This window comes from Variovorax sp. PBL-H6 (genome assembly GCF_901827155.1).
Taxonomy (GTDB): Bacteria; Pseudomonadota; Gammaproteobacteria; order Burkholderiales; family Burkholderiaceae_C; genus Variovorax.
The window spans coordinates 3,891,652-3,912,701 of sequence record NZ_LR594659.1 but is presented as its reverse complement, the minus strand read 5'-3'; the positions used below and the strand labels follow the sequence as shown (position 1 = coordinate 3,912,701).

Annotated in this window: 17 protein-coding genes; 13 read left to right on the top strand and 4 right to left on the bottom strand. The window is 68.8% G+C overall.

Features of this window, described 5'->3' with window-relative positions:
• Nucleotides 1-11 precede the first annotated feature (11 nt).
• Nucleotides 12-1,055, bottom strand: coding sequence for a Gfo/Idh/MocA family protein (locus G3W89_RS18520; protein WP_162575549.1), 1,044 nt, complete (start codon nt 1,053-1,055; stop codon nt 12-14).
• Nucleotides 1,056-1,130: 75 nt separating this feature from the next.
• Here G3W89_RS18520 and G3W89_RS18515 point away from each other — a divergent pair, with 75 nt between their 5' ends.
• The 3 genes from G3W89_RS18515 to G3W89_RS18505 are packed head-to-tail and all read left to right on the top strand — an operon-like array spanning nt 1,131 to nt 4,698.
• Entirely contained in the window at nt 1,131-1,928 is a 798-nt protein-coding gene (locus tag G3W89_RS18515; RefSeq protein ID WP_162575548.1) for a shikimate dehydrogenase family protein, read from the top strand.
• Nucleotides 1,925-3,085 (top strand): acyl-CoA dehydrogenase family protein, encoded by a 1,161-nt coding sequence (locus G3W89_RS18510; RefSeq protein ID WP_162575547.1) that lies wholly within the window; start codon nt 1,925-1,927, stop codon nt 3,083-3,085. Before G3W89_RS18515 ends, G3W89_RS18510 begins: the two co-directional genes overlap by 4 nt.
• Before the next feature lie 2 nt (nt 3,086-3,087).
• Nucleotides 3,088-4,698, top strand: coding sequence for an acyl CoA:acetate/3-ketoacid CoA transferase (locus tag G3W89_RS18505; protein ID WP_162575546.1), 1,611 nt, complete (start codon nt 3,088-3,090; stop codon nt 4,696-4,698).
• Here the strand turns inward: G3W89_RS18505 and G3W89_RS18500 are convergent.
• Nucleotides 4,667-5,140 carry a MarR family winged helix-turn-helix transcriptional regulator gene (locus G3W89_RS18500; RefSeq protein WP_162575545.1) on the bottom strand — a complete coding sequence of 158 codons (474 nt, stop codon included), beginning with the start codon at nt 5,138-5,140 and terminating at the stop codon, nt 4,667-4,669. The two genes, G3W89_RS18505 and G3W89_RS18500, sit on opposite strands and share 32 nt — an antisense overlap.
• A 125-nt stretch (nt 5,141-5,265) precedes the next feature.
• On the opposite strand from G3W89_RS18500, the gene G3W89_RS18495 reads away from it, so the two are divergent.
• The 7 genes from G3W89_RS18495 to G3W89_RS18465 all read left to right on the top strand — a co-directional run bounded on the left by G3W89_RS18495 (nt 5,266) and on the right by G3W89_RS18465 (nt 13,460).
• A complete protein-coding gene (locus G3W89_RS18495) occupies nt 5,266-6,990 on the top strand; it encodes an FAD-dependent oxidoreductase (RefSeq protein WP_162575544.1) in 1,725 nt (574 codons plus the stop codon).
• Between the two features lie 83 nt (nt 6,991-7,073).
• A complete protein-coding gene (locus G3W89_RS18490; RefSeq protein WP_162575543.1) occupies nt 7,074-8,210 on the top strand; it encodes a nitronate monooxygenase in 1,137 nt (378 codons plus the stop codon).
• Nucleotides 8,211-8,213: 3 nt separating this feature from the next.
• Nucleotides 8,214-9,008, top strand: coding sequence for an enoyl-CoA hydratase-related protein (locus G3W89_RS18485; RefSeq protein ID WP_162575542.1), 795 nt, complete (start codon nt 8,214-8,216; stop codon nt 9,006-9,008).
• A complete protein-coding gene (locus G3W89_RS18480) occupies nt 9,005-10,558 on the top strand; it encodes an acetyl-CoA acetyltransferase (RefSeq protein ID WP_232076622.1) in 1,554 nt (517 codons plus the stop codon). Before G3W89_RS18485 ends, G3W89_RS18480 begins: the two co-directional genes overlap by 4 nt.
• Before the next feature lie 106 nt (nt 10,559-10,664).
• A complete protein-coding gene (locus G3W89_RS18475; RefSeq protein WP_232076620.1) occupies nt 10,665-11,474 on the top strand; it encodes an SDR family NAD(P)-dependent oxidoreductase in 810 nt (269 codons plus the stop codon).
• A 23-nt stretch (nt 11,475-11,497) separates the two neighbouring features.
• The gene (locus tag G3W89_RS18470) at nt 11,498-12,730 is read left to right on the top strand and encodes an ABC transporter substrate-binding protein (RefSeq protein ID WP_162575540.1); all 1,233 of its coding nucleotides are present in this window, start codon (nt 11,498-11,500) and stop codon (nt 12,728-12,730) included.
• Nucleotides 12,731-12,737: 7 nt separating this feature from the next.
• A complete protein-coding gene (locus tag G3W89_RS18465) occupies nt 12,738-13,460 on the top strand; it encodes an SDR family NAD(P)-dependent oxidoreductase (RefSeq protein ID WP_162575539.1) in 723 nt (240 codons plus the stop codon).
• Nucleotides 13,461-13,474: 14 nt separating this feature from the next.
• Here the strand turns inward: G3W89_RS18465 and G3W89_RS18460 are convergent, their stop codons facing one another.
• Together G3W89_RS18460 and G3W89_RS18455 are read right to left on the bottom strand one after the other, a co-directional pair.
• Nucleotides 13,475-13,927: a MarR family winged helix-turn-helix transcriptional regulator gene (locus G3W89_RS18460; protein ID WP_162575538.1), complete on the bottom strand. Its 453-nt coding sequence runs from the start codon at nt 13,925-13,927 to the stop codon at nt 13,475-13,477.
• 19 nt (nt 13,928-13,946) lie between these two features.
• Nucleotides 13,947-15,560 (bottom strand): flavin-containing monooxygenase, encoded by a 1,614-nt coding sequence (locus G3W89_RS18455; RefSeq protein ID WP_162575537.1) that lies wholly within the window; start codon nt 15,558-15,560, stop codon nt 13,947-13,949.
• A gap of 198 nt (nt 15,561-15,758) precedes the next feature.
• Between G3W89_RS18455 and G3W89_RS18450 the strand changes: the two genes are divergently transcribed.
• From G3W89_RS18450 to G3W89_RS18440, 3 genes are read left to right on the top strand one after another with little or no spacing between them, the layout of a single operon-like run.
• Entirely contained in the window at nt 15,759-16,691 is a 933-nt protein-coding gene (locus tag G3W89_RS18450) for an alpha/beta hydrolase (protein ID WP_162575536.1), read from the top strand.
• Nucleotides 16,688-18,796, top strand: a complete 2,109-nt coding sequence (locus G3W89_RS18445; protein ID WP_162575535.1) for an acetate--CoA ligase family protein — start codon at nt 16,688-16,690, stop codon at nt 18,794-18,796. The genes G3W89_RS18450 and G3W89_RS18445 overlap by 4 nt, the downstream gene beginning before the upstream one ends.
• Complete coding sequence (locus tag G3W89_RS18440; protein WP_162575534.1) at nt 18,793-21,039, top strand: acyl-CoA dehydrogenase; 2,247 nt, start codon at nt 18,793-18,795, stop codon at nt 21,037-21,039. Before G3W89_RS18445 ends, G3W89_RS18440 begins: the two co-directional genes overlap by 4 nt.
• Nucleotides 21,040-21,050: the final 11 nt, after the last annotated feature.

Below are 21,050 nucleotides of genomic sequence, written 5' to 3'. Positions count from 1 at the left end.
AGCGTGGATCTTCACACGGCGACCGGCCGCTGCGAGCGCGCCGCTTCCTGCACGGCGAGCGCGGCCTGCAGCGTGCGCAGCCCGTCGCTGCCGGAGCACACGGGCGTCTCCCTGCCTTCCGCGACGGCGCGCAGGTGGCGCAGCTGCTCGACGTAAGGGTCGGCGCGATGCACAGGCGTGCGTGAACAGCCCAGGGGCTCGTGCCAGCCGCGCGCGCCCGCGTAGCGCCAGACGTCCAGGCGCGGCAGCGTCAGCGATCCTTCGGTGCCGCTGATGTAGTGCGAGTTGACGTCCAGCTGCGCGTAGTGGGCCGCCTCGCCCGCGGCCAGGTCCCAGTTCCAGGGCGCGACGGTCGCGTCCGACACCGAAAGCGTCGCGAGCGCGCCGCAGGCGAAGCGCATCATCACCGCGGCCGTGTCCTCGACCTCGTAGCCGCGCACCGCGTTCGAAGTCATTGCCTGCACCGACTCGACCTCGCCAATCAGGAAGCGCAACAGGTCGATGTCGTGGATCAGGTTGATGAGCACCGGGCCTGCGCCCACCTGCCGGCGCCAGGCGAGCTCGAAATACGAATCGGGCTTGAGCCAGGTCGCCATCGCCGTCACGCTGACCGGCTTGCCGACAACGCCGTCCGCGATCAGCTTGCGTGCGCTCTGCAGGATGGGGTTGTGCCGGCGCTGGTGGCCGACCATGAGCGGAACGCCGGCCGCGGCCGCCACATCGCACAGGCGCAGGCCCTGCGCCAGCGTGTCGGCCACTGGCTTTTCCATCAACACCGGCAATCTGCGCTCGATGCAGGCAATGCCGACATCGGCGTGCGTGCCATTGGGCGTGGCCACGATGGCGGCGCCCGCCTGCGTGCGCTCGAGCAGCTCGCGATGGTCGGCGAACCAAGGTACGCCAAGGGCTGCAGCGTAGTCGCGCGCGGCGGGCGTGGGGTCTGCGATGGCGGCAGGCGCCACGTCGGGGTGGCTCAGCAGGCGCTCGACGTGCATGCGGCCGATGGCTCCGGCGCCGATGACGGCCACCGGCATGCGGGTGGGTGCTTGGGTCATGGCGCCGATTATGAAACGATTTTCCAGAATAGAACAGAATTCCAATCCATGTGAAATGCTGTTATGGTCCAGCCAATGCTCGACACCTACAGCGGCGCCACGCGCGTCATCTTCATCGTCGGCGACCCGATCGCGCAGGTCAAGGCGCCCGCGTTCGCGACCAGAACGCTGCGCGAGCGCGGAGCCGATGCGATCGTCGTGCCGGCGCACGTGCGGCCGCAGGATCTGGCGGCATTCATGGAAGTCGCATCGCGCATGCCGAACGTGGAAGGCGTCATCGCCACCGTGCCGCACAAGTTCGCAATGGCGGGCCTGTGCCAGGCGGTGGCGCCGCGCGCGGCCTCGATCGGTGCGGTCAACGTTGTGCGACGTGGTGCAGAGGGCCGCTGGTTCGGCGACATGTGCGACGGCGAGGGCTACGTGGCCGGCCTGCGCAAGGCCGGCTGCGAACCCGAGGGGCGCCGCGTGCTGCTGGTCGGGGCCGGTGGGGCGGGCTCGGCGATCGCGCATGCGCTGGCCGATGCGGGCGTGCAGTCGCTGGCGCTGCATGACGTCGACGCGTCGCGGCGCGATGCGCTGCTCGCGAAGCTGCGGGCGTATGGCGCGCCGAACCCGTGCATCGGTTCGGCCGATCCTTCGGGTTTCGACCTTGTGGTCAACGCAACCCCGATGGGCATGGCGGCATCGGACCCGCTGCCCGTCGACGTCGATGCTCTCGATCCGGGCACCTTCGTGGGCGATGTCGTGACCATGCCCGCCGTCCCGTTGCTGATCGAGATCGCGCGCTCACGCGGCCTGGCCACGATGACCGGCATGGGCATGTTCGAGGCGGTGCGCGACTGCCTGGTCGATTTCTACCTGGAAGCCCGATGAACTTCGACCTGAGCAACGAGCAGCGCATGCTGATCGACACCGTGCGTCGCTTTATCGGCGAGCAACTCCGCCCGCTGGAAGAGGACATCGAGGAGACGGGCCGGCTGGACGACGATACCGCCCGCTCGGTCCATGCGGCCGCGAAGGCGCTGGGCCTGTATGCCCTCAACATGCCGACCGAGCTGGGCGGCGCGGGGCTCTGCGCGGTGGATGCGATGCTGTGCGAGGAGCAGTTCGGCCACACCACCGACATCCTGATCCGCCGCGCCTTCGGCAACGTCTACGAGGCGCTGCTCGCATGCCAGGGAGAGCAGGTCGCGCGCTGGCTCGAGCCGTCGGTGCGCGGCGATCGCACCTGCGCCATCGCCATCACCGAGCCGGGCGCGGGCTCGGACGCTCAAGGCATCAAGACCCATGCCCGGCACACCGGCAAGGGGTGGGTGCTCAATGGCAGCAAGCATTTCATCAGCGACGGGCTCTGGTCGGACTTCTTCCTGGTGTCGGCGCGCACCGGCGAGAAGGAGATCTCGCTTTTCATGGTCGACAAGGGGCTGCCGGGTTTCAAGATCGGCAAGGACCAGCCGATGATGGGCGTGCGCGGCACGCCGCACGTCGAGCTCTTCTTCGACGACGTGCCGCTGGAACCGCTGGCGCTGCTCGGCGATCGCGGCCAGGGGTTCAAGATGGCCATGGCCTCGCTCGGGCGCGTGCGGCTGGCCCAGGTCGGCGCGCGGGCGGTGGGCAAGGCGAGCCATGTGCTCGAGCTGATGACGGCTCATGCCAACGACCGCAGGCAGTTCGGCCAGCCGATCGGGAGCTTCCAGCTGGTGCAGCAGATGCTGGCCGACAGCGTGATCGAGATCAACGCGGCTCGGCTCATGGTGCTGCATGCGGCGTGGCTGATCGATGCGGGTCAGGATGCGCGCGACTGGATCGCGATGGTCAAGGTGCATGCGGCGGAGACGCTGGGCCGCGTGGTCGACCGCGGCGTGCAGCTCTTCGGTGGCATGGGCTACTGCAAGGAGCTGCCGATCGAGCGCTACTACCGCGACGCGCGCATCTACCGAATCTTCGACGGCACCTCGGAGATCCATCGGACCGTGATCGCGAAGAGCGTGCTGAAGCGCGGCGCTGCTTTGTTCGAACTCCATCGCTAGCCGTGAAGTCCAAATTCATCGATGCCGGCGCCGCGGCGGCACTCATCGGCGACGGCGCCACCGTGGCACTCATGGGCGGCGGCGGCGGGCTGATGGAAGCGACTTGCCTGTTCCAGGCGATCGAGCGCCGCTTTCTCGCCGTGCGCCATCCACGGGCGCTGACAGTGGTCCACGCGCTTGGCATCGGCGACAAGAAGTCGCTCGGCATGAACTGCTTCGCCTATGAAGGGCTGGTGCGCAAGGTGATCGGCGGGCACTGGGTCTGGTCGCCTCGCATGCAGCAACTCGTCGTGTCGGAGAAGATCGAGGCGTATATCCTGCCCGGCGGCGTCTCCTCACAGCTCTTTCGAGAGATCGGCGCGGGGCGGCCCGGCCTGTTCACCCACGTCGGCCTGGGCACGGTCTGCGACCCGCGCCTCGGCGGCGGCCGGATGAACGCCAGCGCCACGGAGGATCTGGCGGAGGTGGTGGAGATCGATGGCCGCGAGTACCTCCGCTACAAGCCCTACCGAGTCGACGTGGCGCTGGTGCGCGCGTCCGCCGCGGATGAAGACGGCAATATCAGCTTCGAGCATGAAGCCGCCAATCTCGATGCGCAGGCGCTCGCGCTCGCCGCGCGCGCCTGTGGCGGCAAGGTGATCGTGCAGGTCAAGGAGCGCCTGCCGCGCGGCGCGCTCAAGGCGCGCGAGGTGCGCATTCCGGCGGCATGGGTCGATGCCGTCGTCGTCGATGCAGCGCAGCGCAGCAGCTATGCGATTCCCTTCGATGCGCGGCTGTCGGGCGAGCTCACCGGGGCTGCGCGCTTCGCGGCGGACGAGGCCGGCGAGGAGCCCTTCGGCGAACGGCACGCGGTCGCGCGCCGCGCAGCCTGCGAGCTGTTCGAGGGAGCGGTCGTCAACTACGGTGTCGGCGTGCCCGATGCGGTGGCCAAACTGGTCGTCGCGCGCGGCGAGCTCGGCCGCATCTACCAGACCATCGAGCACGGCACCTACGGCGGATCGCTGCTGGACGGAGAGCTCTTCGGCTATGCGCGCAACGCCTCCGCCATCCTGGATGCGCCGACGCAGTTCGACTTCTATTCGGGCGGCGGCCTGGACATCGCCTATCTGGGCTTCGGCGAGTTCGACGCCGAAGGCAACGTCAACGTCTCGCGCCTGGGCGGGCTCGCGGTCGGGCCGGGCGGTTTCATCGACATCGCGCAGAACGCGCGCAAGGTGGTCTTCTGCGGCACCTTCGCCGCCAAGGGCGTGCGGCTGGAGTCCGGCGACGGCGCGTTGCGCGTCTTGCAGCAGGGCCAGGTGCGCAAGCTCGTGCGCAAGGTCGAGCAGGTCACCTTCAGCGGGCCGCAGGCGCTGCGGCGCGGCCAGGAGATCCTCTACCTGACCGAGCGCGCCAGCTTCAGGCTCGGGGAGGGCGGCGTCGAGCTTTTCGAGATCGCGCCCGGCATCGACCTGGAGCGCGACGTGCTTGCGCAGATGGATTTCGTGCCGCGCGTCGGCAGTGAGCCGTTGGCGCTGATGTCGCGCGCGCATTTCATGCGAACGGACGACCGGACGGGCGCGATGGAGGGCAGGGATGCGGTCAGCCGGCCACGCGCTCCATCACAATCCTGACCGACGCGGGCAGGTTGTGCGTCTGCAGCCGGATGAGCTTGGCCAGGAGGCGCGTGAGCTGTGCGCGCTCGCCGGCGCCGAGCGGCCCGAGGATGCGCTCTTGCGCGCGCAGCGACGCGGCCACGGAGTCGTTCGCGAGCTTTCCGCCCTGGCGCGTCGTGTAGAGCAGGCGAACGCGCTTGTCGCTGTCCGCAGCCTTGCGTTCGATCAGCTTCTTCTCCTCCAGCCGGTCGAGCACCCCGCCGAGCGTCGAGCGGTCGTAGGCGACCAGGCCGGACAGGGCCGTGATGTCTATGCCGGGGTTGTCGTGCACCGAAACGAGGGTCGTGTACTGCACCGTCGTCAGTCCCAGGTCGGCCAGTTCCTCGGCCGAGATGGTGGCGGCGATCTGGTGAGCGCGCCGCAGCAGGTGGCCCGGCGTGAGGTACATCTCGTTCGACATTCTGTTCAAGCTCCGTTTTGCACGACCGATTGTGGCGTCAAGCCCATGGCGATCGGCCTGCACGGCACCCTCATGCATCAAGACGAACTTCAAGCCGGATACCGTGCCGGCACCGGAGAAGCCCCATGACTGAACGCCCGCCGGATCCCGCGGCCCTGAAACCCGAGGTCGACCTGATCGTGGTGGGTGCCGGTGCAGGCGGCATGACCGCCGCTCTGGTGGCGGCGCTCGAAGGCCTCGACGTGCTGCTGTGCGAAGCCACCGAGCAGGTCGGCGGCACCACGGCCACATCGGCCGGCACCATCTGGGTACCGGCCACACGCGCGAGCCGCGAGGCCGGCTTCGAGGACAGCATCGAGGATGCGATGCGCTACCTCGACGGGCTCGTTCCCTCGGGTGAAGGGCGCGCGCTGCGCGAGGCCTACCTGCGCAGCGGCCCCGCGATCGTCGACGAGCTCGCGCGGCGCACGCAGTTGCAGTTCGTGCCGGCGGGCCGGCACCCGGACTACGTCGATATCCCGGGCTCACGCGTCTTCGGGCGCGCCCTCGCGCCGCTGCCCTTCGACGGCCGCAAGCTCGGCGCGGAGTTCGGCCGCATCCGTGCACCGATGCGCGAGTTCATGGTGCTGGGCGGCATGATGGTCGGTAAGGCGGACATCGGCCACCTGGTGGGCCGATTCAAGTCATGGGCGAGCTTCAGGCACTCCGCGGCCCTGGTGCTGCGCTATCTCGGCGACCGCGTGCGCCATGCGCGCGGCACGCGGCTCGTGATGGGCAACGCGCTGGTGGCGCGCTTCTATGCAAGCCTGCGCGATGCCGGCGTGGAGGTGTCGTTCGGCACCCGGCTCGACGCGTTGCTCGAGGATGAACGCCACGTTGCGGGCGCGCGGTTGCTGCGCGGCGGGCAGAGCTTCGACGTGCGCGCGCGCCGCGGCGTCGTGCTCGCGACCGGCGGCTTCGGGCGCGACGCGCGCCTGCGCGAGCAGCTTATGCCCCCCGGCCATGCGCGCTGGCCCTCGCTGGTCTTCGAAGGCAACCAGGGCGACGGCGTCCGCGCCGGCATGAAGGCCGGTGCCGCGCTCGACGGCGCGACGGGCGGCGCGGGCGTGTTCTGGCAGCCGGTGTCGGTGACGCGGCCCCGGCGCGGGCCGACGGGGCTGTTCGCCCACCTGTTCCTCGATCGCGCCAAGCCGGGACTGATCGCCGTCGATACGGCCGGCATGCGCTTCACCAACGAGGGCGGTTCCTACCACTACTTCTGCCAGGACATGGTGGCGCGGCACGCGACCACCCCGGCCATTCCCGCCTGGGTGGTGTGCGACGCCGCGTTCGTGCACAAGTACGGCCTGGGCCTCGTCCATCCGGGCACGACCGACCTGCAGCCGCACGTGAAGAGCGGCTACCTGACGTGTGCCGAAACGATCGAGGGCCTCGCGCAGGCCATCGGCGTCGATGCGCAGGGTCTCCGGGACAGCGTCGCGCGGAACAATGAGTTTGCAAGGACCGGCGTCGATGCTGATTTCGGCAAGGGCAGCACCGAGGTCAGCCGCTTCAACGGCGACCTCGCGCACGGCCCCAATCCCTGTCTCGGCCCGATCGCGCAGGCGCCTTTCTGCGCAATGGCGCTGTGGCCGGCCGATGCGGCCGCCGATGCGGGCCTGCGCACCGACGAGGACGCGCGCGTGCTCGACGCGGGTGGGCGCGCCATCGAAGGCCTCTACGCGGTCGGCAACGACATGGCCTCGGCGATGCGCGGTGCCTATCCGGGACCGGGCACCACCATCGGCCCTGCAATGGTGTTCGGCTACAGGGCCGCGATGCATGCCAGGATCTCGGCCGGCAAACCCTGAGGCTCGCGTGACTGCAGGTTGACCTATCAACCTCATTCCGTTCAAATGCTATGCATACTGAATAGCAGAGACCAGGAGACATCATGAAGACCCCCATCTGCGAACGCCTCGGCTGCGACGTGCCGATCTTTGCCTTCTCGCACTGCCGTGACGTGGTCGTCGAGATCACCCGGGCAGGCGGCTTCGGCGTGCTCGGCGCCGGCACGCACTCGCCGCAACAGCTCCAGCAGGAGCTCAAGTGGATCGACGAGCATGTGGACGGCAAGCCCTACGGCATCGACGTGCTGATCCCCTCGAAGTACGACAAGGAGGCCGACGCCCGCACCGAACAGCTCGAAGACATCGTGCCGGCGGAGCAGAAGGAATTCCTGCAGAAGTTCCTGCGCGACGAGAAGGTGCCCGAGCTGCCTCCCGACGAGGCGCGCGCAGTGCGCGAGGAGCGTGCGGCGAAGGAGCGCAACCATGGCCCGGCCGGATCGCGCCGCCTGATCGACGTCGCGCTGCGCCATCCCCAGGTCAAGCTGGTCGTCAATGCGCTCGGCGCCCCGCCGAAGGAGATCGTCGACGAGTTGCATGGCCGCGGGCTGCTGGTCGGCGCGCTGTGCGGAAAGCCTGCGCACGCGGCCGCGCAGCGGGACGCTGGCGTCGACATCCTGATCGCGCAGGGCACCGAGGCCGGCGGGCACACGGGCGAGATTTCGACCCTGGTGCTGGTGCCACAGATCGTGGATGCGGCCGGGCCCGGCATTGCCGTGCTGGCGGCTGGCGGGATCAGCCGTGGGCGGCAGATCCTCGCGGCGTTCGCGCTCGGCGCGCAGGGCGTGTGGTGCGGCACCATCTGGCTCGGCACCCGTGAGAGCGAGCTCACGCCGCTCGAGAAGCAGGTGCTCTTCAATGCCCGCACCGAGGATGCGGTGCGCCGCAAATGGATGACCGGCAAGTCCGTGCGCATGATCAGGAGCAAGACGTCGGAGGTTTGGGAACAGCCGGGTGCGCCGAAGCACCTGCTGCCGCCGCTGCAGAACGCGCTCTATCACGCGGCGCGGGTGCGCATCGAGAAAGCCGGGCGCGCCGACCTCGTCTCGATGCCGGCAGGCCAGGTGGTTGGCCTCATGAACGAGGAGACCTCTGTCCGGCAGATCGTCATGAACATGATGACCGAGTACGTCGAGACGGCCGAGCGGCTGTCCCCGCTGGTCAACCTGTCGCAGGAGGGCTGAGCAATGGGCGACATCGTCATCAAGGAGTTCTGCACCGTCGAGCGCGACGGCCATCTCACCATCGTCACCATGAACCGGCCGGAGGTGATGAACTCGCTGCACTACGAGGCCGACCTGGAACTCGACGGCGTGTGGACCGAATTCGCCGGGGACGATGAGCAATGGGTCGCCATCGTCACCGGCGCCGGCGAGCGCGCCTTCTCCACCGGCAACGACCTGAAAGCGCATGCGCAGCGCGGCGTGCGGCACTTTCCGCCGGGCGGCTTCGCGGGCCTCAGCACGCGCTTCGACCTCGACAAGCCGGTGATCGCCGCAGTGAACGGGATCGCCATGGGCGGCGGTTTCGAGCTCTCGCTCGCATGCGACATCGTGATCGCCGCGGAGAACGCCTTCTTCGCGTTGTCGGAGCCGCGCGTCGGGCTGGCGGCGCTGGCGGGCGGTGTGCAGTACCTGCCGCGCGCGATCGGTCTGCCTCGCGCGATGGGAATCCTGCTGACTGGGCGGCGCGTCCCGGCAAAGGAAGGATTCGATCTCGGATTCGTCACCGCCCTGGCGCCGGCGGGGCAGGCTTTGGCTGAGGCGCGCCGCTGGGCCGCGCAGTTGCTCGAATGCTCGCCGCTCTCGCTGCGCGCGACCAAGCAGGTGGCACGCAAGACGATGCTGGGCGAGGACTTCGAACAGAAGGTGCTGGCGGCACGCGAGTTCCCGGCCGCGAAGCGGCTGCGCAGCAGCGAGGACTATGTCGAAGGTCCGCGCGCCTTCGCCGAAAAGCGCAAGCCGGAGTGGAAGAACAAGTGAGCCGCCGTCCAGACCCGAACCGCGTTCCGGTCATCGTCGGCTCCGGCCAGGTGACCGACACGATCTCGACGCCGCAGCAGGGTCGCTCGCCCTTGCAGCTGATGCACGACGCCGCGCGCCTGGCTGCGGCCGATAGCGGCGCCGGCGATGCGCTCGTGCGAGCGATCGACTCGCTTGTCGTCATTCGCCTGTTCGCCGACACGTTGCCGCGCTTCGCGTCGCCCTTCGGCAAGCTCGTGAACGCACCCTGGTCACTGGCCCGGCTGCTCGGCGCGAGCCCGCGCGACCTGGTCTATCCGCCCCATGGCGGCGACTCGCCGCAGGTGATGCTGGCGCGCGCATGCGAGCGTATCGCCAACGGCGAATCGCAGGCCGCGCTGATCGTCGGCGGTGAGGCGTTGCGCACCGAGCTGGCGGCCAAGCGCGCAGGCCTCTCGCTCGAGTGGGGCGAGGATGCGCCGACCGCGCCCGACGTGCTCGACGGCCCCAAGGGCATGTACACCGCTGCCGAGGAAGCGCACGGCATGCGCTCGGCGATCGCGATGTACGCGATGATCGGCCAGGCCTTGCGCCAGGCCGCGGGACAGACGGTCGATGCCTACCGCGAGGCGAGCGCGCGGCTCTTCGCGCGGTTCGCGCAGGTGGCCCGGGACAACCCGCTCGCCACGCGCCGCACCGGCTACGGTGCAGAAGCCATTGCCGAGGTGACGCCCGAGAACCCCTACGTCGGCTTTCCATTCACCAAGCTGATGACGGCCAGCGCCTTCATCGACCAGTCGGCCGCGTTCTTCGTCGTCTCCGAGGCGCTGGCCGATGCCCTCGGCATTGCGCGCGACAAGCGGGTGTACCTGCACGGCACCGCGGCGGCGCACGACCAGTGGTTCGTGAGCGAGCGCGCCCGGCTGGACCGCTCGCCGGCGATGCGCCTGTCCGCGCAGCATGCGCTGGCGCAGGCAGGCAAATCGCTGGCCGACGTGTCCTTCCTCGACATCTACAGCTGCTTCCCGTCGGCGGTGCAGATCGCCTGCAGCGAGCTCGGTCTTTCTCTCGACGATCCACGCGGATTCACCGTGACCGGCGGTCTCCCTTACTTCGGCGGGCCGGGCAACAACTACGTGACGCATGCCATCGCCGAGATGGTGCAACGCGTGCGCGCCAGTCCCGGCTCCTTCGGGCTGGTGATGGCCAACGGCGGCCTGGTCACGAAGGAGGCCGTGGGGCTGTTCTCCACGGCCCTCCCGACGCAGCCCTTCGTGCGCGAACCCGCGTCGGTGATCCAGGACGAGATCGACAAGGCGCCCAAGGTCGCGATCGTCGATGCGCCGAAGGGCAGGGCGGCGATCGAGACCTATGCTGTGCTGCACGGCAAGTCCGGGCCGGAGTCGGGCGTGCTGTTCGGCCGGCTTGCCTCCACCGGCGAGCGCTTCGTCGCCGTGACGCCCGGCGATGCGCAGACGCTGCAGAGGATCGAAGCCGTCGATGCGCTCGGCCTGCCGGGCACCGTGTCCCAGGTCGGCGGCAAGAACGTCTTCGTGCCGGATCCCTGCTGAGCACGGCGGCTTGGTAATGGTCCAATAGGCAATAGGACAGACCAATAGACGAAAGGTCGGCATAATGGCCTTCGCCATTCCGGCGGCCCGTGGCCAGGAGACAGACTTGAAAGACAACCCCGATCCCACCAGCAGGGTGGCCATTGTCACCGGGGCCGGTGACGGCATCGGCTGGGCCACTGCCCAGCGCCTGGCACAGGAGTTCGGCCATGTGGTGATTGCCGACGTGCGCGCCGACGCGGCGTCGCAGCGTGCCGCCGAGCTTGGCGCCGAGCATGCCGGTTTCGAATGCGACGTGACCTCCGAGGCCAGCGTCGTCTCGCTGATGCGACAGGTGCTCGAACGCTTCGGCCGCGTCGATGCGCTGGTCAACAACGCGGGCGTCGGGGAGCAGGCCGTCATGACGCTGGAGCAGACGGTGGAGGCCTTCGATCGCATCCTCGCGGTCCACCTGCGCGGCACCTTTCTCGCGAGCCGCGAGGCGGCGCGCGTGTTCGTCGAGCAGCGGTCGGGCGCCATCGTCAACATCAGCTCCATCGCCGGCCTCCATGGCCATCCCGGGCGCAACGCCTACGGAGCGGCCAAGGCCGGCATTTCGTCGATGACCGAGGCCATGGCCAGCGAATGGGCGCGCGACGGCATCAGGGTCAACGCCGTGGCGCCGGGCTATGTGCTGACCGACCTGGTCAAGGGCCTTGTTGCCAAGGGCGCGCTCAACCTCGAGAACATCGAGGAGCGCACGCCGATGGGCCGCACCGCGCAGCCGGCCGAGATCGCCGAGGCCATCGCCTTTCTCGCCTCGGGGCGCGCGAGTTTCATCACGGGCGTGACGCTGCCGGTGGACGGCGGCTGGCTCGCCTTCGGCGCGCCGCCCGCCAAGCTCGGCACCGTGGCGGAAAAGCGCGTGCCTCGCTGATCGTTCTTTCCAAGGAGACCTCCATGACTCTCGATGCGAGCTTTCGCCGCCGCCGCTTTCTCCAGGGGACGGCCGCCGCCGTCGCGCTGCCAGGCTTCTACATCGGCACCGCTGCCGCGCAGCAGACGCTGAAGATCGGCATGGTCATCGCCAAGCAGGGCCCGTTCGCGCAGCAGGGCGGCGACCTGGCCAAGGGCGTGCAGATGGCTTTCGACGAGGCCGGTGCCAAGATCCTCGGCCGCCCCGCCGAGCTCATGTGGCTCGACGAGGCCAATCCGCAGGGCGCGGTGCAGAACATCACGAAGCTGATCGAGGAAGAGAAGGCGGTCGCGGTGCTGGGCGGCACCTCCAGCGCGACGTCGCTGGCGATGGGCTCGGTCGCCTTGCGCGCCAAGGTGCCGTTCATCTCGGTCAACGGGGCGGCACGCGAGATCACCGGCAAGGACTGCAATCCCTTCATGTTCCGCTCGCCGGCGTCAGTGCCGGTGTATGCGCAGGCGATGGCCGAGCAGATGCTGGCAGTCGGCAAGAAGTGGTACTTCATCGCCGGCGCCTTCGCCTTCGGCGAGGACGTGATCTCCACCTTCAGCGAGATCCTCAAGGCCGCCGGCGGCCAGGTGGTCGGCGCTGATCGCACGCCGGTTGCCACCACCGACTACAGCTCCTTCGTGCTCAAGGCCCGCGCCGCCAAGCCGGACGTGGTCGTCAGCGGCGCCGCCAACGTCGAGCCGCTGCTCAAGCAGTTCAAGGAACTCGGCCTGACGGGCAACATCATGATCGCCGGACCGGCCGTGAGCGACACCGACCTGTGGAGCGCCAGCCCCGATGCGCTCGCCGGCATCTTCGGCAAGACCTGGTACTACAACGACCCGAACAATTCGGCCGCGGAGAAGGCCTTCGTGCAGGCCTATCGCGCGAAGGAAGGCAAGCCGCCGTCGGACCGCGTGTTCTTCGGCTGGCACAGCATGAAGCTCCTGCTCGCGGCCGTACAGCAGGCGAACAGCACCGAGCCCCCGCGCATCGCACGCGGGCTCGAGGAGGTGAGCCTCCAGGACGGCGCGGTTGCCATCCAGTACCGCAAGGGCGACCACCAACTGCTGCGCCGGCTCGTGGTGGCCACGGCGCGCAAGCCGAACCCCACGGACAAGTGGGACATTCTCGACATCAAGTCGTCCACCGTGGCCAACCAGGCGGCGCTCGAGAAGCTCTACGGCGATCCGGTGCAGCAGGGCTGCAAGATGGCGCCCATCGCCTGAGGGCGGCATGGCCGGCAGCATCCTTATCACCGGCGGCGCGGGCGGCATCGGCCTGGCCTGTGCGCGTGCATTCCTCGCCGATGGCGCTGCCGTGCACCTGGTGGACATCGATGGCGAACGCCTGGCGCAGGCGCGCACCGCGCTCGATCCGCTCGGCGTGGTGAGCACGCACCGCTCATCGCTGGCGACGCCGCTCGAATGCCGCGCCGCCTTCGCGTCCTTCGGCCGGCCGGCCGATGTCCTGGTTCACATGGCCGGCGTGTTCGAGCACGATCCGCTGGACGCCGACGACCGGCAGGTGTGGGAGCGAGCGATCGGCAGCAATCTCACCAACGCCTACGAGATGGCGATCGCCTTCCGGGCGCAGCACGACGCGGCGACGGTCGGACGCATCGTGCTGTGCAGCTCGCGGGCCTTCCAGCGCGGCGCGCCGGGGCGCGCCGCCTACACAGCGGCCAAGGGCGGCATCGTGGGCCTCATGCGCACCTTCTCGCGCGAGTTCGCGCCGCAGATCCTGGTCAACGCGATCGCGCCGGGCCTGATCGACACGCCGATGACGGCGGCGCTGATCGAGAGCGCCGGCGCGCAGCGCCTGTCGGAGATCCCTCTTCGCCGCTTCGGCAAGCCCGAGGACATCGCGGGCGTGGTGAGGTTTCTGTGCGGTCCGGATTCGTCCTATGTCACCGGGCAGCTGATCACCGTCGACGGCGGCACGCTCAACTCGTCCTGAATCGGCCAGGGTGCTCAGTCCTCGTCGCGGCCGACGGCCCGCACGGCGTCGAGGTTGCCCAGCAGGCGGTGCAGGTAGCGGACCAGGTTCTCGCGCTCCTGCTTGGTGAAACCGGTGAGCAACGCCTCCTCGCGTGCGATCGCCAGCTTGATCATGCGGTCGTGCAGCTTCTTGCCGGTTGCGGTGGTGGCGTACTCGACCTTGCGCAGGCCACTGGGCCGCGACTTGAGCCAGCCGTTGTCCTTCAGCATGGCCACGCTGCGGCTGACCGCCGCCTTGTCGAGGCCCATGAGCTCGCAGGCCTGGGACGCGGTCGACCACTCGTAGATCTCGAAATAGGACAACACGCGCCAGTCCGTCACGCCGAGCTCGAAGCGCGCGCGATAAAGCACCGAGGCGCTGCCGGCCATCTTGTTGGAGAGCCAGAGCAGCAGCCCGGGAACGTAGCGATCGAGGTCCAGTTTCATGGCCCCGATGGTACGCAACTCAGCTCAGCGAAAAGCCCTCGTACCCTTTCGCGGCCACGTCCTCGATGATGCGGCGGTACGCCGGTACCCCGGCCACGTAGGGCATGAAGACGCGCGGCTTGCCGGGCATATTGGCGCCGACGTACCAGGAGTTGCCGACGGGGTAGAGCGTCTTGTCGGCCGCTTCGTTGACATGGTCGACCCACCGGTCCTCGGCCGGCAACTGGGCATCGATGTGGGTGATGCCGTCCGCGCGGGTGCACCGGATGAAGTGTGTGATCCAGTCCACGTGGGTCTCGATCGAATGCACCATGTTGCTGAGCACCGACGGGCTGCCGGGCCCGGCAATGACGAACAGGTTCGGGAAGCCGGAGATCGAGACGCCCAGGTAGGTGCGCGGTCCGTGCGCCCACTTGTCGCGCAGCGAGCGGCCGCCGATTCCCCGGATGTCGATGGCCAGCAGCGCGCCGGTCATCGCGTCGAATCCGGTCGCGAACACGAGAGCGTCGAGTTCGTAGTCCTGCTGCGTGGTGCGCAGGCCGTCGGGCCTGATCGCGGTGATGGGTGCCGCCTTGACGTCGACGAGCGTGACGTTGTCGCGATTGAAGGTCTCGTAATAGTCGGTGTCCACGCACAGCCGCTTGGTGCCGAAGGGGAGGTCTTCCTTCGGCGACAGCAGTTCCGCCACCGCCGGATCGCTCACCACTTGGCGGATCTTCGAACGCACGAACTCGGCTGCGTACCTGTTCGCCTGCGGATGACGCAGCAAGTCGGAGAAGGCGCGCAGCATGCGGAAGCCGCCACCTGCGCCTTGCCAGCGGTACTCGAACTCGGCTTGCCGCTCCTCGTCGGTCACTTCGAGTGCCGACTTGTCGTTGGCGTTGAGGAACTGGCCGGTCATCGCTTCGCGGCCCAGGGCTCGACGCTCTGCATAGTTGGCCTTGACCTGCTTCAGCGTGGCCTCATCCAGCGGCTCGTTCTGCGCCGGCACGCTGAAGTTGGCGGTGCGCTGGAACACCGTCAGGTGCTCGGCCTGGGCCGCGATGAGCGGCGTCATCTGCACGCCGCTGGACCCGGTGCCGACCAGGCCGACCCTCATGCCGGAAAAGTCGACGCCTTCGGTCGGCCAGTTCGCGCTGTGGTACCAGGGGCCCTCGAAGCTCTCGAGCCCGTCGATCTTCGGCGCCTGGGGAATCGAAAGGCAACCGGTTGCGAGGATCAGGTACTGCGCATCGAAGCGCTCGCCGCACTCCGTTGTCACGGTCCAGCGCCGCGATCCGTCGTCGAAGCGCGCGGCGCTGACGCGTGTGCGCAACTGGATGTCGCGTCTCAGCTCGAAGCGGTCGGCCACGTGATTGATGTAGCGAAGGATCTCGCCCTGGCTCGCATAGCGCTCGGTCCAGTCCCATTCCTGCTGCAGCGCTTCGCTGAACGAGTACGAATAGTCCAGGCTTTCGACATCGCAGCGCGCACCAGGATAGCGGTTCCAGAACCAGGTGCCGCCGATGCCGTCTCCCGCTTCCAGCAGCCGCGCGGAGAGCCCGAGCCCGCGGGCCCGGTACAGCTGATAGAGGCCTGCGAAGCCGGCGCCCACGATGAGCATGTCCACCTGGGTGGGAGTTGAAGTCGTCATGCTTGTCTTCCTTGGGAATGTTCCTTCCATCTTACCGCTCGCAAGTTGACTAGACAACCTAAACAGGTTGACAATGAAACATGATGTTTGCCCTGGGTCGCAGCCGAAACAAGCCCGATCAGGAGCCGAATGAATGGTAAGCCCATTGACAAATATTAAGCTTGCAACATACTTTTGGACTCACGGAGGAACCGGCTCATGGACAAGGAAATCGAGACATTGCTGCAGAAGGTCAAGGAGGCCAACCGCACGCCTTTCTGGCAGAGCACCCCCGAAGCCGCGCGCTCGGGGCCGATGCTCATGACGCTGCTGTTCGGCGATGCGCCGCCGGTGCAGCGGGTGGAGGACTTCACGATCCCGTCCTCCGGCGGCTTCGCGCTGCCGGTGCGGCTCTATGTGCCGACGAACGAACCCAGCGGCCTGATCGTGTACTTCCACGGCGGCGGTTGGGTCATTGGCACGGTTGCCGGCTATCACCCCATGACGGCGACGCTCGCCAATCGCACCGGTTGCGCGGTGCTGTCGGTGGACTATCGGCTCGCGCCGGAGAACCCGTACCCGGTGCCGGTCGAGGATGCGCTCGCCGCGATCCGCTGGGCGGCGGAGCAGGGCGCCTCTGCCATCGGTGCCGAACCGCATGCGTTGGTTGCGATGGGCGACAGCGCCGGCGGCAACCTCGCGACGGTCGCCTCGCGCCTGCACAACGAGCGCGATCCGGCGCGCAGGGTCGATCTGCAGGTGCTCGCCTATCCGGTCACGGGACACGATTTCGACACGGCGAGCTACCTCGAATTCGCCGAAGGCAACCTGCTGACGCGCAGCGACATGAAGTGGTTCTGGGACCATTACTGCCCCGACGGTGCGCAGCGCTCGAACCCGGATGTCTCGCCTCTGCATGCGAAGGACTTGTCGGCCTCCCCGGCCGCGCTGGTGCTCACGGCTGGCCGCGATCCGCTGCGGGACGAAGGCGAAGCCTATGGCGAGCGGCTGAAGCAAGCCGGGGTGCCGGCGGAGATCGTGCGCTGCGAAGGCCTGCTGCACGGCTTCCTCGCGATGATCAATTACGCGCCGAGCGCCGGCAGGGCCTTCGACAGAATCGTGGATGCCATCGTCCGGAGCGCCTCGAAATGACGGATCTGTCGAAGATGTTCAACCCGGCCTCGGTCGTCCTGGTCGGGGCGACCGACCGCTCGACCTGGTCGAAGATGGCGTTCGACAACCTCAAGCTCCTCGGCTTCGAGGGCAAGGTGCACCTCGTGAGCCGCAGCGGCGGCATGGCCCACGGCCAGCAGACCTTCAAGTCGGCCACCGAGATCGGCGAGCCGGTGGATGTGGCCCTTCTCATGGTGCCGATCGCCGCAATGAACGATGCGCTGCGCGACCTCGGCGCAGCCGGCATCACGGGCGCGGTCGTTCTCGCGGGCGGCTTCGCGGAAACCGGCGAAGACGGCCGCGCGCTGCAGGACGAGCTCGTCGGCACGGCGCGCGCCCTCGGCATCCGGCTGCTCGGGCCGAACTGCCTCGGCTTCATCAACTTCACGACCGGCGGCGCCTGCTGGACCGGTTCCATGCGCACGCCCCCACTGAAGGGCGGCATCAGCATCGTGTCGCAGAGCGGCGCGGTCGCAACGATGATGAAGCACTTCGCGCACCAGCAGGGCATCGGGCTGAACATCGTGGTCGCGACCGGCAACGAAAGCATGCTCGGCCTCGCCGATGTGCTCGACTACCTGATCGACGATCCGCAGACCCGCGTGATCACCGTCTTCGCAGAGGCTGTTCGCGACACCGGGCTGTTCCGCAAGGCTGCCGAACGCGCGTTGCATGCGGCCAAGCCGATCTTGGTGGTCAAGGTCGGCAGCTCCGAGCTGTCGGTGCAGGCGGCGCAGTCGCACACAGGATCGATGGTCGGCGATGACCGCGTGTTCGATGGCGTGTGCCGCCAGCTCGGCGTGATCCGGGTCCACTCCATCGAGGAGCTGATGTTCACCGCGGCGATGATCGAGAAGACCGGCGTGCTGGAGGGCGAGGGCGTGGCCGTGCTGTCCTCTTCGGGCGGCATGGGCGAACTGGCCGCCGACTATGCGCAGCGCGAAGGCGTGAAGCTCGCCAGGCTGGCGCCGACAACGCTCGCCGCGCTCGGCGGCATCCTTCCGCCGATGGCGACCCCCTCCAATCCGCTCGACCTGACGGGCGCGGTCGTCAACAACCCGGACCTGTTCCGCCAATGCATGCTGGGACTGGAGCAGGACGCGGCGGTGTCGCTGCTGGTGTGCATCTTCGATGTGCCGACGGCGAACAACGGCGATTGGGCGCCTTTCGCCGTCGGCTCGCTCGAAGCGATCGGCCGCTTCAAGCCGCAGGGACGGGTGCGTTTCCTGGCGATGAGCAACACGGTCAAGAGCGTCTCCGATCGCAGCCGGGCCGAAATCGATGCGGCGCGGATGCCATACGTGTCTTCGGGTTTGGACATCGGCATGCGCGCGATCCGCCACGCGCTCAACTGGTCGTCGCGCCAGCGCCGCGGCACGCCCGTCGTGCAGGAGCCATCCGGCAAGGGCGCGCCGGACGCGCTGCCGCAGTCGGAGCGTGAGGCCATCGACTTCCTCAAGCATTGCGGCGTGCCGGTGGTGCCGCAGGTTCTGGCTGCCGACGCGGCGCGCGCGGTCGCCGTCGCCGGCGACATGGAAGGCCCGGTGGTGCTGAAGGTCGCGTCGCCCGACATCGCGCACAAGACGGAGGTCGGTGGCGTGCTGTTGAACCTGCAAGGTGGCGAGGCGGTCGCGGCGGGCTTCCGCAAGATCATGGCGTCGGCCCGGGCGGCCTTGCCCGCTGCCCGTCTGGAAGGCGTGATCGTCTCGCCGATGCGGGGGCAGGGAGTGGAACTCTTCGTGGGTGTGCGCCGCGATGCGCAGTGGGGCCACGTGATCGCGGTCGGACTCGGGGGCGTGTGGATCGAGGCGCTCGAGGACGTCAGCTTGCGGCTGCTGCCGGTGACGCCGGAAGTGGTGGCGGAAATGCTGGCCGAGCTACGGGGCGCGAAGCTGCTCGCCGGCTACCGCGGCGCCGCGCCGGTCGACATCGGCAGGCTCACGCGGGCCGTGGCCGGCATCGGCAATGCGGCGCTCGCCCTCGGCCCGACGCTCGACACGCTGGAAGTCAATCCGCTGCTGGCCGCGGGCGAACGCATCGAAGCCCTCGACGCATTGGTCACCTATCTCCCAGGCGCAGCATGACCGACGCCGGGCTCCCGCTGGCCGACAGCGAGGACATCGTGCTGGTGCGCGATTCCGCGCGCGGATGGCTCGAAACGCATTGGCCGGCGAGTCGCGCGCCGGCGCTCGTTGGCGACCCCCAGGCGCTGTCTGCGCTGTGGCCTGCCGCGGCCGATCAGGGCTGGACCTCGCTGGGCATCGACGGTGACGAGCTGGGGCTTCCAGCCGCGCTGGCGCTGATGCAGGCAATGGGCCGCGCCTGCTGCCCGCTGCCCTTGCTCGATGCGGTGCTCGCCAATGCGGTGCTGCAGGCATCGGCCGATCCGCCGGCGCGCGCGTTGCTGCGAGAGCTTCGGCAGGGCAGGGCGATCGTGAGCTGGGTCTTCGGTCCGGAGAGCGGCGATGCCGGCGCGTTCGAGCTCGAATCGACGCAGCAGCTGAGCGGCCGCGCCGCATTCGTCGAGAACACTGCCGTCGCGACGCACCTGCTCGTGGTGACCGGCCGTTTCGGGGAAGTGGCGATCGTCGGGCGCGATGCGGCCGGGCTGCGGGTCACGCCGACGCCGGGACTCCACGTGCCGGCCTTGGCGGAGCTGCACTTCGAATCGGTCAAGCAGTTCGAGCCGGTCGCGACACGCTTCGACCTCGCCTCGCTGGCGCCGCTCGCGCGCCTGCTGCTCGCGGCGCGGGCCGCCGGTTCGGCTGAGTACGGGCTCGAACTGCTGGCCGCCTACGCCAAGGTGCGCTCGCAGTTCGGCCGCAAGATCGGCGAGTACCAGGCCATCCAGCACAAGCTCGCGAACTGCTTTTCCAGCATCGAGATCTGCCGCCTGGCGCTGCTGCGCGCGGGGGCGGCCCCGCCGCAGGAGAGGACGTACGCCGCAGCGGTCGCGTCGGCCAACGCGGGGCAGCTTCTGCGCCAGACGGTGCTGGAGCTGCACCACGGCTTCGGTGGCGTCTCGTTCTGGGACGAGCACGAGCTGCCGCGCCACTTCCGGCGCATCCACGGCGACCTCACGCGTCTGGGTGGCGTCCATCGCGCGCGCCGTGACGTCGCCGACGCATTGCTGGCGCGCGGCGCCATGCCGCATTTCAGCTACGGCGCGCAGGCCGATGCGTTCCGCGAGGAAGTGCGCGGCTGGCTGGCCGCGAACTGGGACGGCAGCTATCCGCCCGAGACCGCCTCGATGCCGGTCAATCACCGCAAGGCGCGGCAGGACTTCAGCCGCAAGCTCGGTGCCAGGGGCTGGCTCGGCATCACCTGGCCGCGGGCCTACGGCGGCCAGGAGCGCACCGCGCTCGAACACCTCGCCTTCGAGGAGGAGATGGCGCGCGCCGAGGCGCCCGTCACCTTCCACAACACCGCGGCCAACATGATCGGCCCGACGCTTGTGCACCACGGCTCCGACGCGCAGAAGGCCTTCTTTCTGCCGGGCATCGCGCGCGGCGAACTGTCCTTCGCGCTGGGCTACAGCGAGCCCGATCACGGCTCCGACCTGGCCGGCATTCGCACCTCGGCCACGCGCACGAAGGACGGCGGCTGGCGTATCCGTGGCCAGAAGATCTACACCTCGACAGCGGGTTTCTCCACCCACGTCTGGCTCGCGGCACGCACCGATCCGGCCCAGCCGCGTCATGGCGGCATCAGTGTCTTCGCGGTGCCGCTCGACGCGCCCGGCATCACCATCCAGCCGATGGCGGGACTCAACGGGCACCGCGCCAATATCGTGTTCTACGACGACGTCGAGGTGCCGGGCGATGCGCTCGTCGGCGAGGAGAACGGCGGCTGGAAGATCATCACCGAGGCCCTCGCGCACGAGCGCGTCACGCTGGGCGCGATCGGCGCCCGTGCCTTGGGCTACTTCGACCGGATGCTCGCGCATGTGCGTACCGCCACGCAGGACGGCCGGGCGATGGGCGAGGATTCGCTGGTGCGCGACCGCCTCGGCGCGCTGGCGGCGGAAGTCGAGGCGGCGCGCCTGCTGGCCGTGCAGACCGCCCAGGTCGTCCAGCGCGGAGAAGTGCCCTCGTGGCAGGCGGCAATGCTGAAGGTCTACGCCAGCGAGCTGATGGAGCGCCTCTCCGAAGCAGCGTTCGACCTGCTGGGCACGGGCGCCACCTTGTGCGAGGGCGCCGACTCGGCACTGGTCGATGGCGCCTTCGAATACGGCGTGCGCGACGCACTGCTCTACACGATCGGCGGCGGCACCAACGAGATCCAGCGCACGCTGATCGCCTTGCGCGGGCTCGACCTGCCGCGCTGAAGTTTCGATTT

Coding starts and splice junctions, on each gene's coding strand:
- G3W89_RS18515 (WP_162575548.1), top strand. CDS start 1,131: ATGCTCGACACCTACAGCGGCGCCACGCGCGTCATCTTCATCGTCGGC.
- G3W89_RS18460 (WP_162575538.1), bottom strand. CDS start 13,927: ATGAAACTGGACCTCGATCGCTACGTTCCCGGGCTGCTGCTCTGGCTC.
- G3W89_RS18520 (WP_162575549.1), bottom strand. CDS start 1,055: ATGACCCAAGCACCCACCCGCATGCCGGTGGCCGTCATCGGCGCCGGA.
- G3W89_RS18465 (WP_162575539.1), top strand. CDS start 12,738: ATGGCCGGCAGCATCCTTATCACCGGCGGCGCGGGCGGCATCGGCCTG.
- G3W89_RS18445 (WP_162575535.1), top strand. CDS start 16,688: ATGACGGATCTGTCGAAGATGTTCAACCCGGCCTCGGTCGTCCTGGTC.
- G3W89_RS18470 (WP_162575540.1), top strand. CDS start 11,498: ATGACTCTCGATGCGAGCTTTCGCCGCCGCCGCTTTCTCCAGGGGACG.
- G3W89_RS18455 (WP_162575537.1), bottom strand. CDS start 15,560: ATGACGACTTCAACTCCCACCCAGGTGGACATGCTCATCGTGGGCGCC.
- G3W89_RS18440 (WP_162575534.1), top strand. CDS start 18,793: ATGACCGACGCCGGGCTCCCGCTGGCCGACAGCGAGGACATCGTGCTG.
- G3W89_RS18495 (WP_162575544.1), top strand. CDS start 5,266: ATGACTGAACGCCCGCCGGATCCCGCGGCCCTGAAACCCGAGGTCGAC.
- G3W89_RS18500 (WP_162575545.1), bottom strand. CDS start 5,140: ATGTCGAACGAGATGTACCTCACGCCGGGCCACCTGCTGCGGCGCGCT.
- G3W89_RS18450 (WP_162575536.1), top strand. CDS start 15,759: ATGGACAAGGAAATCGAGACATTGCTGCAGAAGGTCAAGGAGGCCAAC.
- G3W89_RS18490 (WP_162575543.1), top strand. CDS start 7,074: ATGAAGACCCCCATCTGCGAACGCCTCGGCTGCGACGTGCCGATCTTT.
- G3W89_RS18510 (WP_162575547.1), top strand. CDS start 1,925: ATGAACTTCGACCTGAGCAACGAGCAGCGCATGCTGATCGACACCGTG.
- G3W89_RS18485 (WP_162575542.1), top strand. CDS start 8,214: ATGGGCGACATCGTCATCAAGGAGTTCTGCACCGTCGAGCGCGACGGC.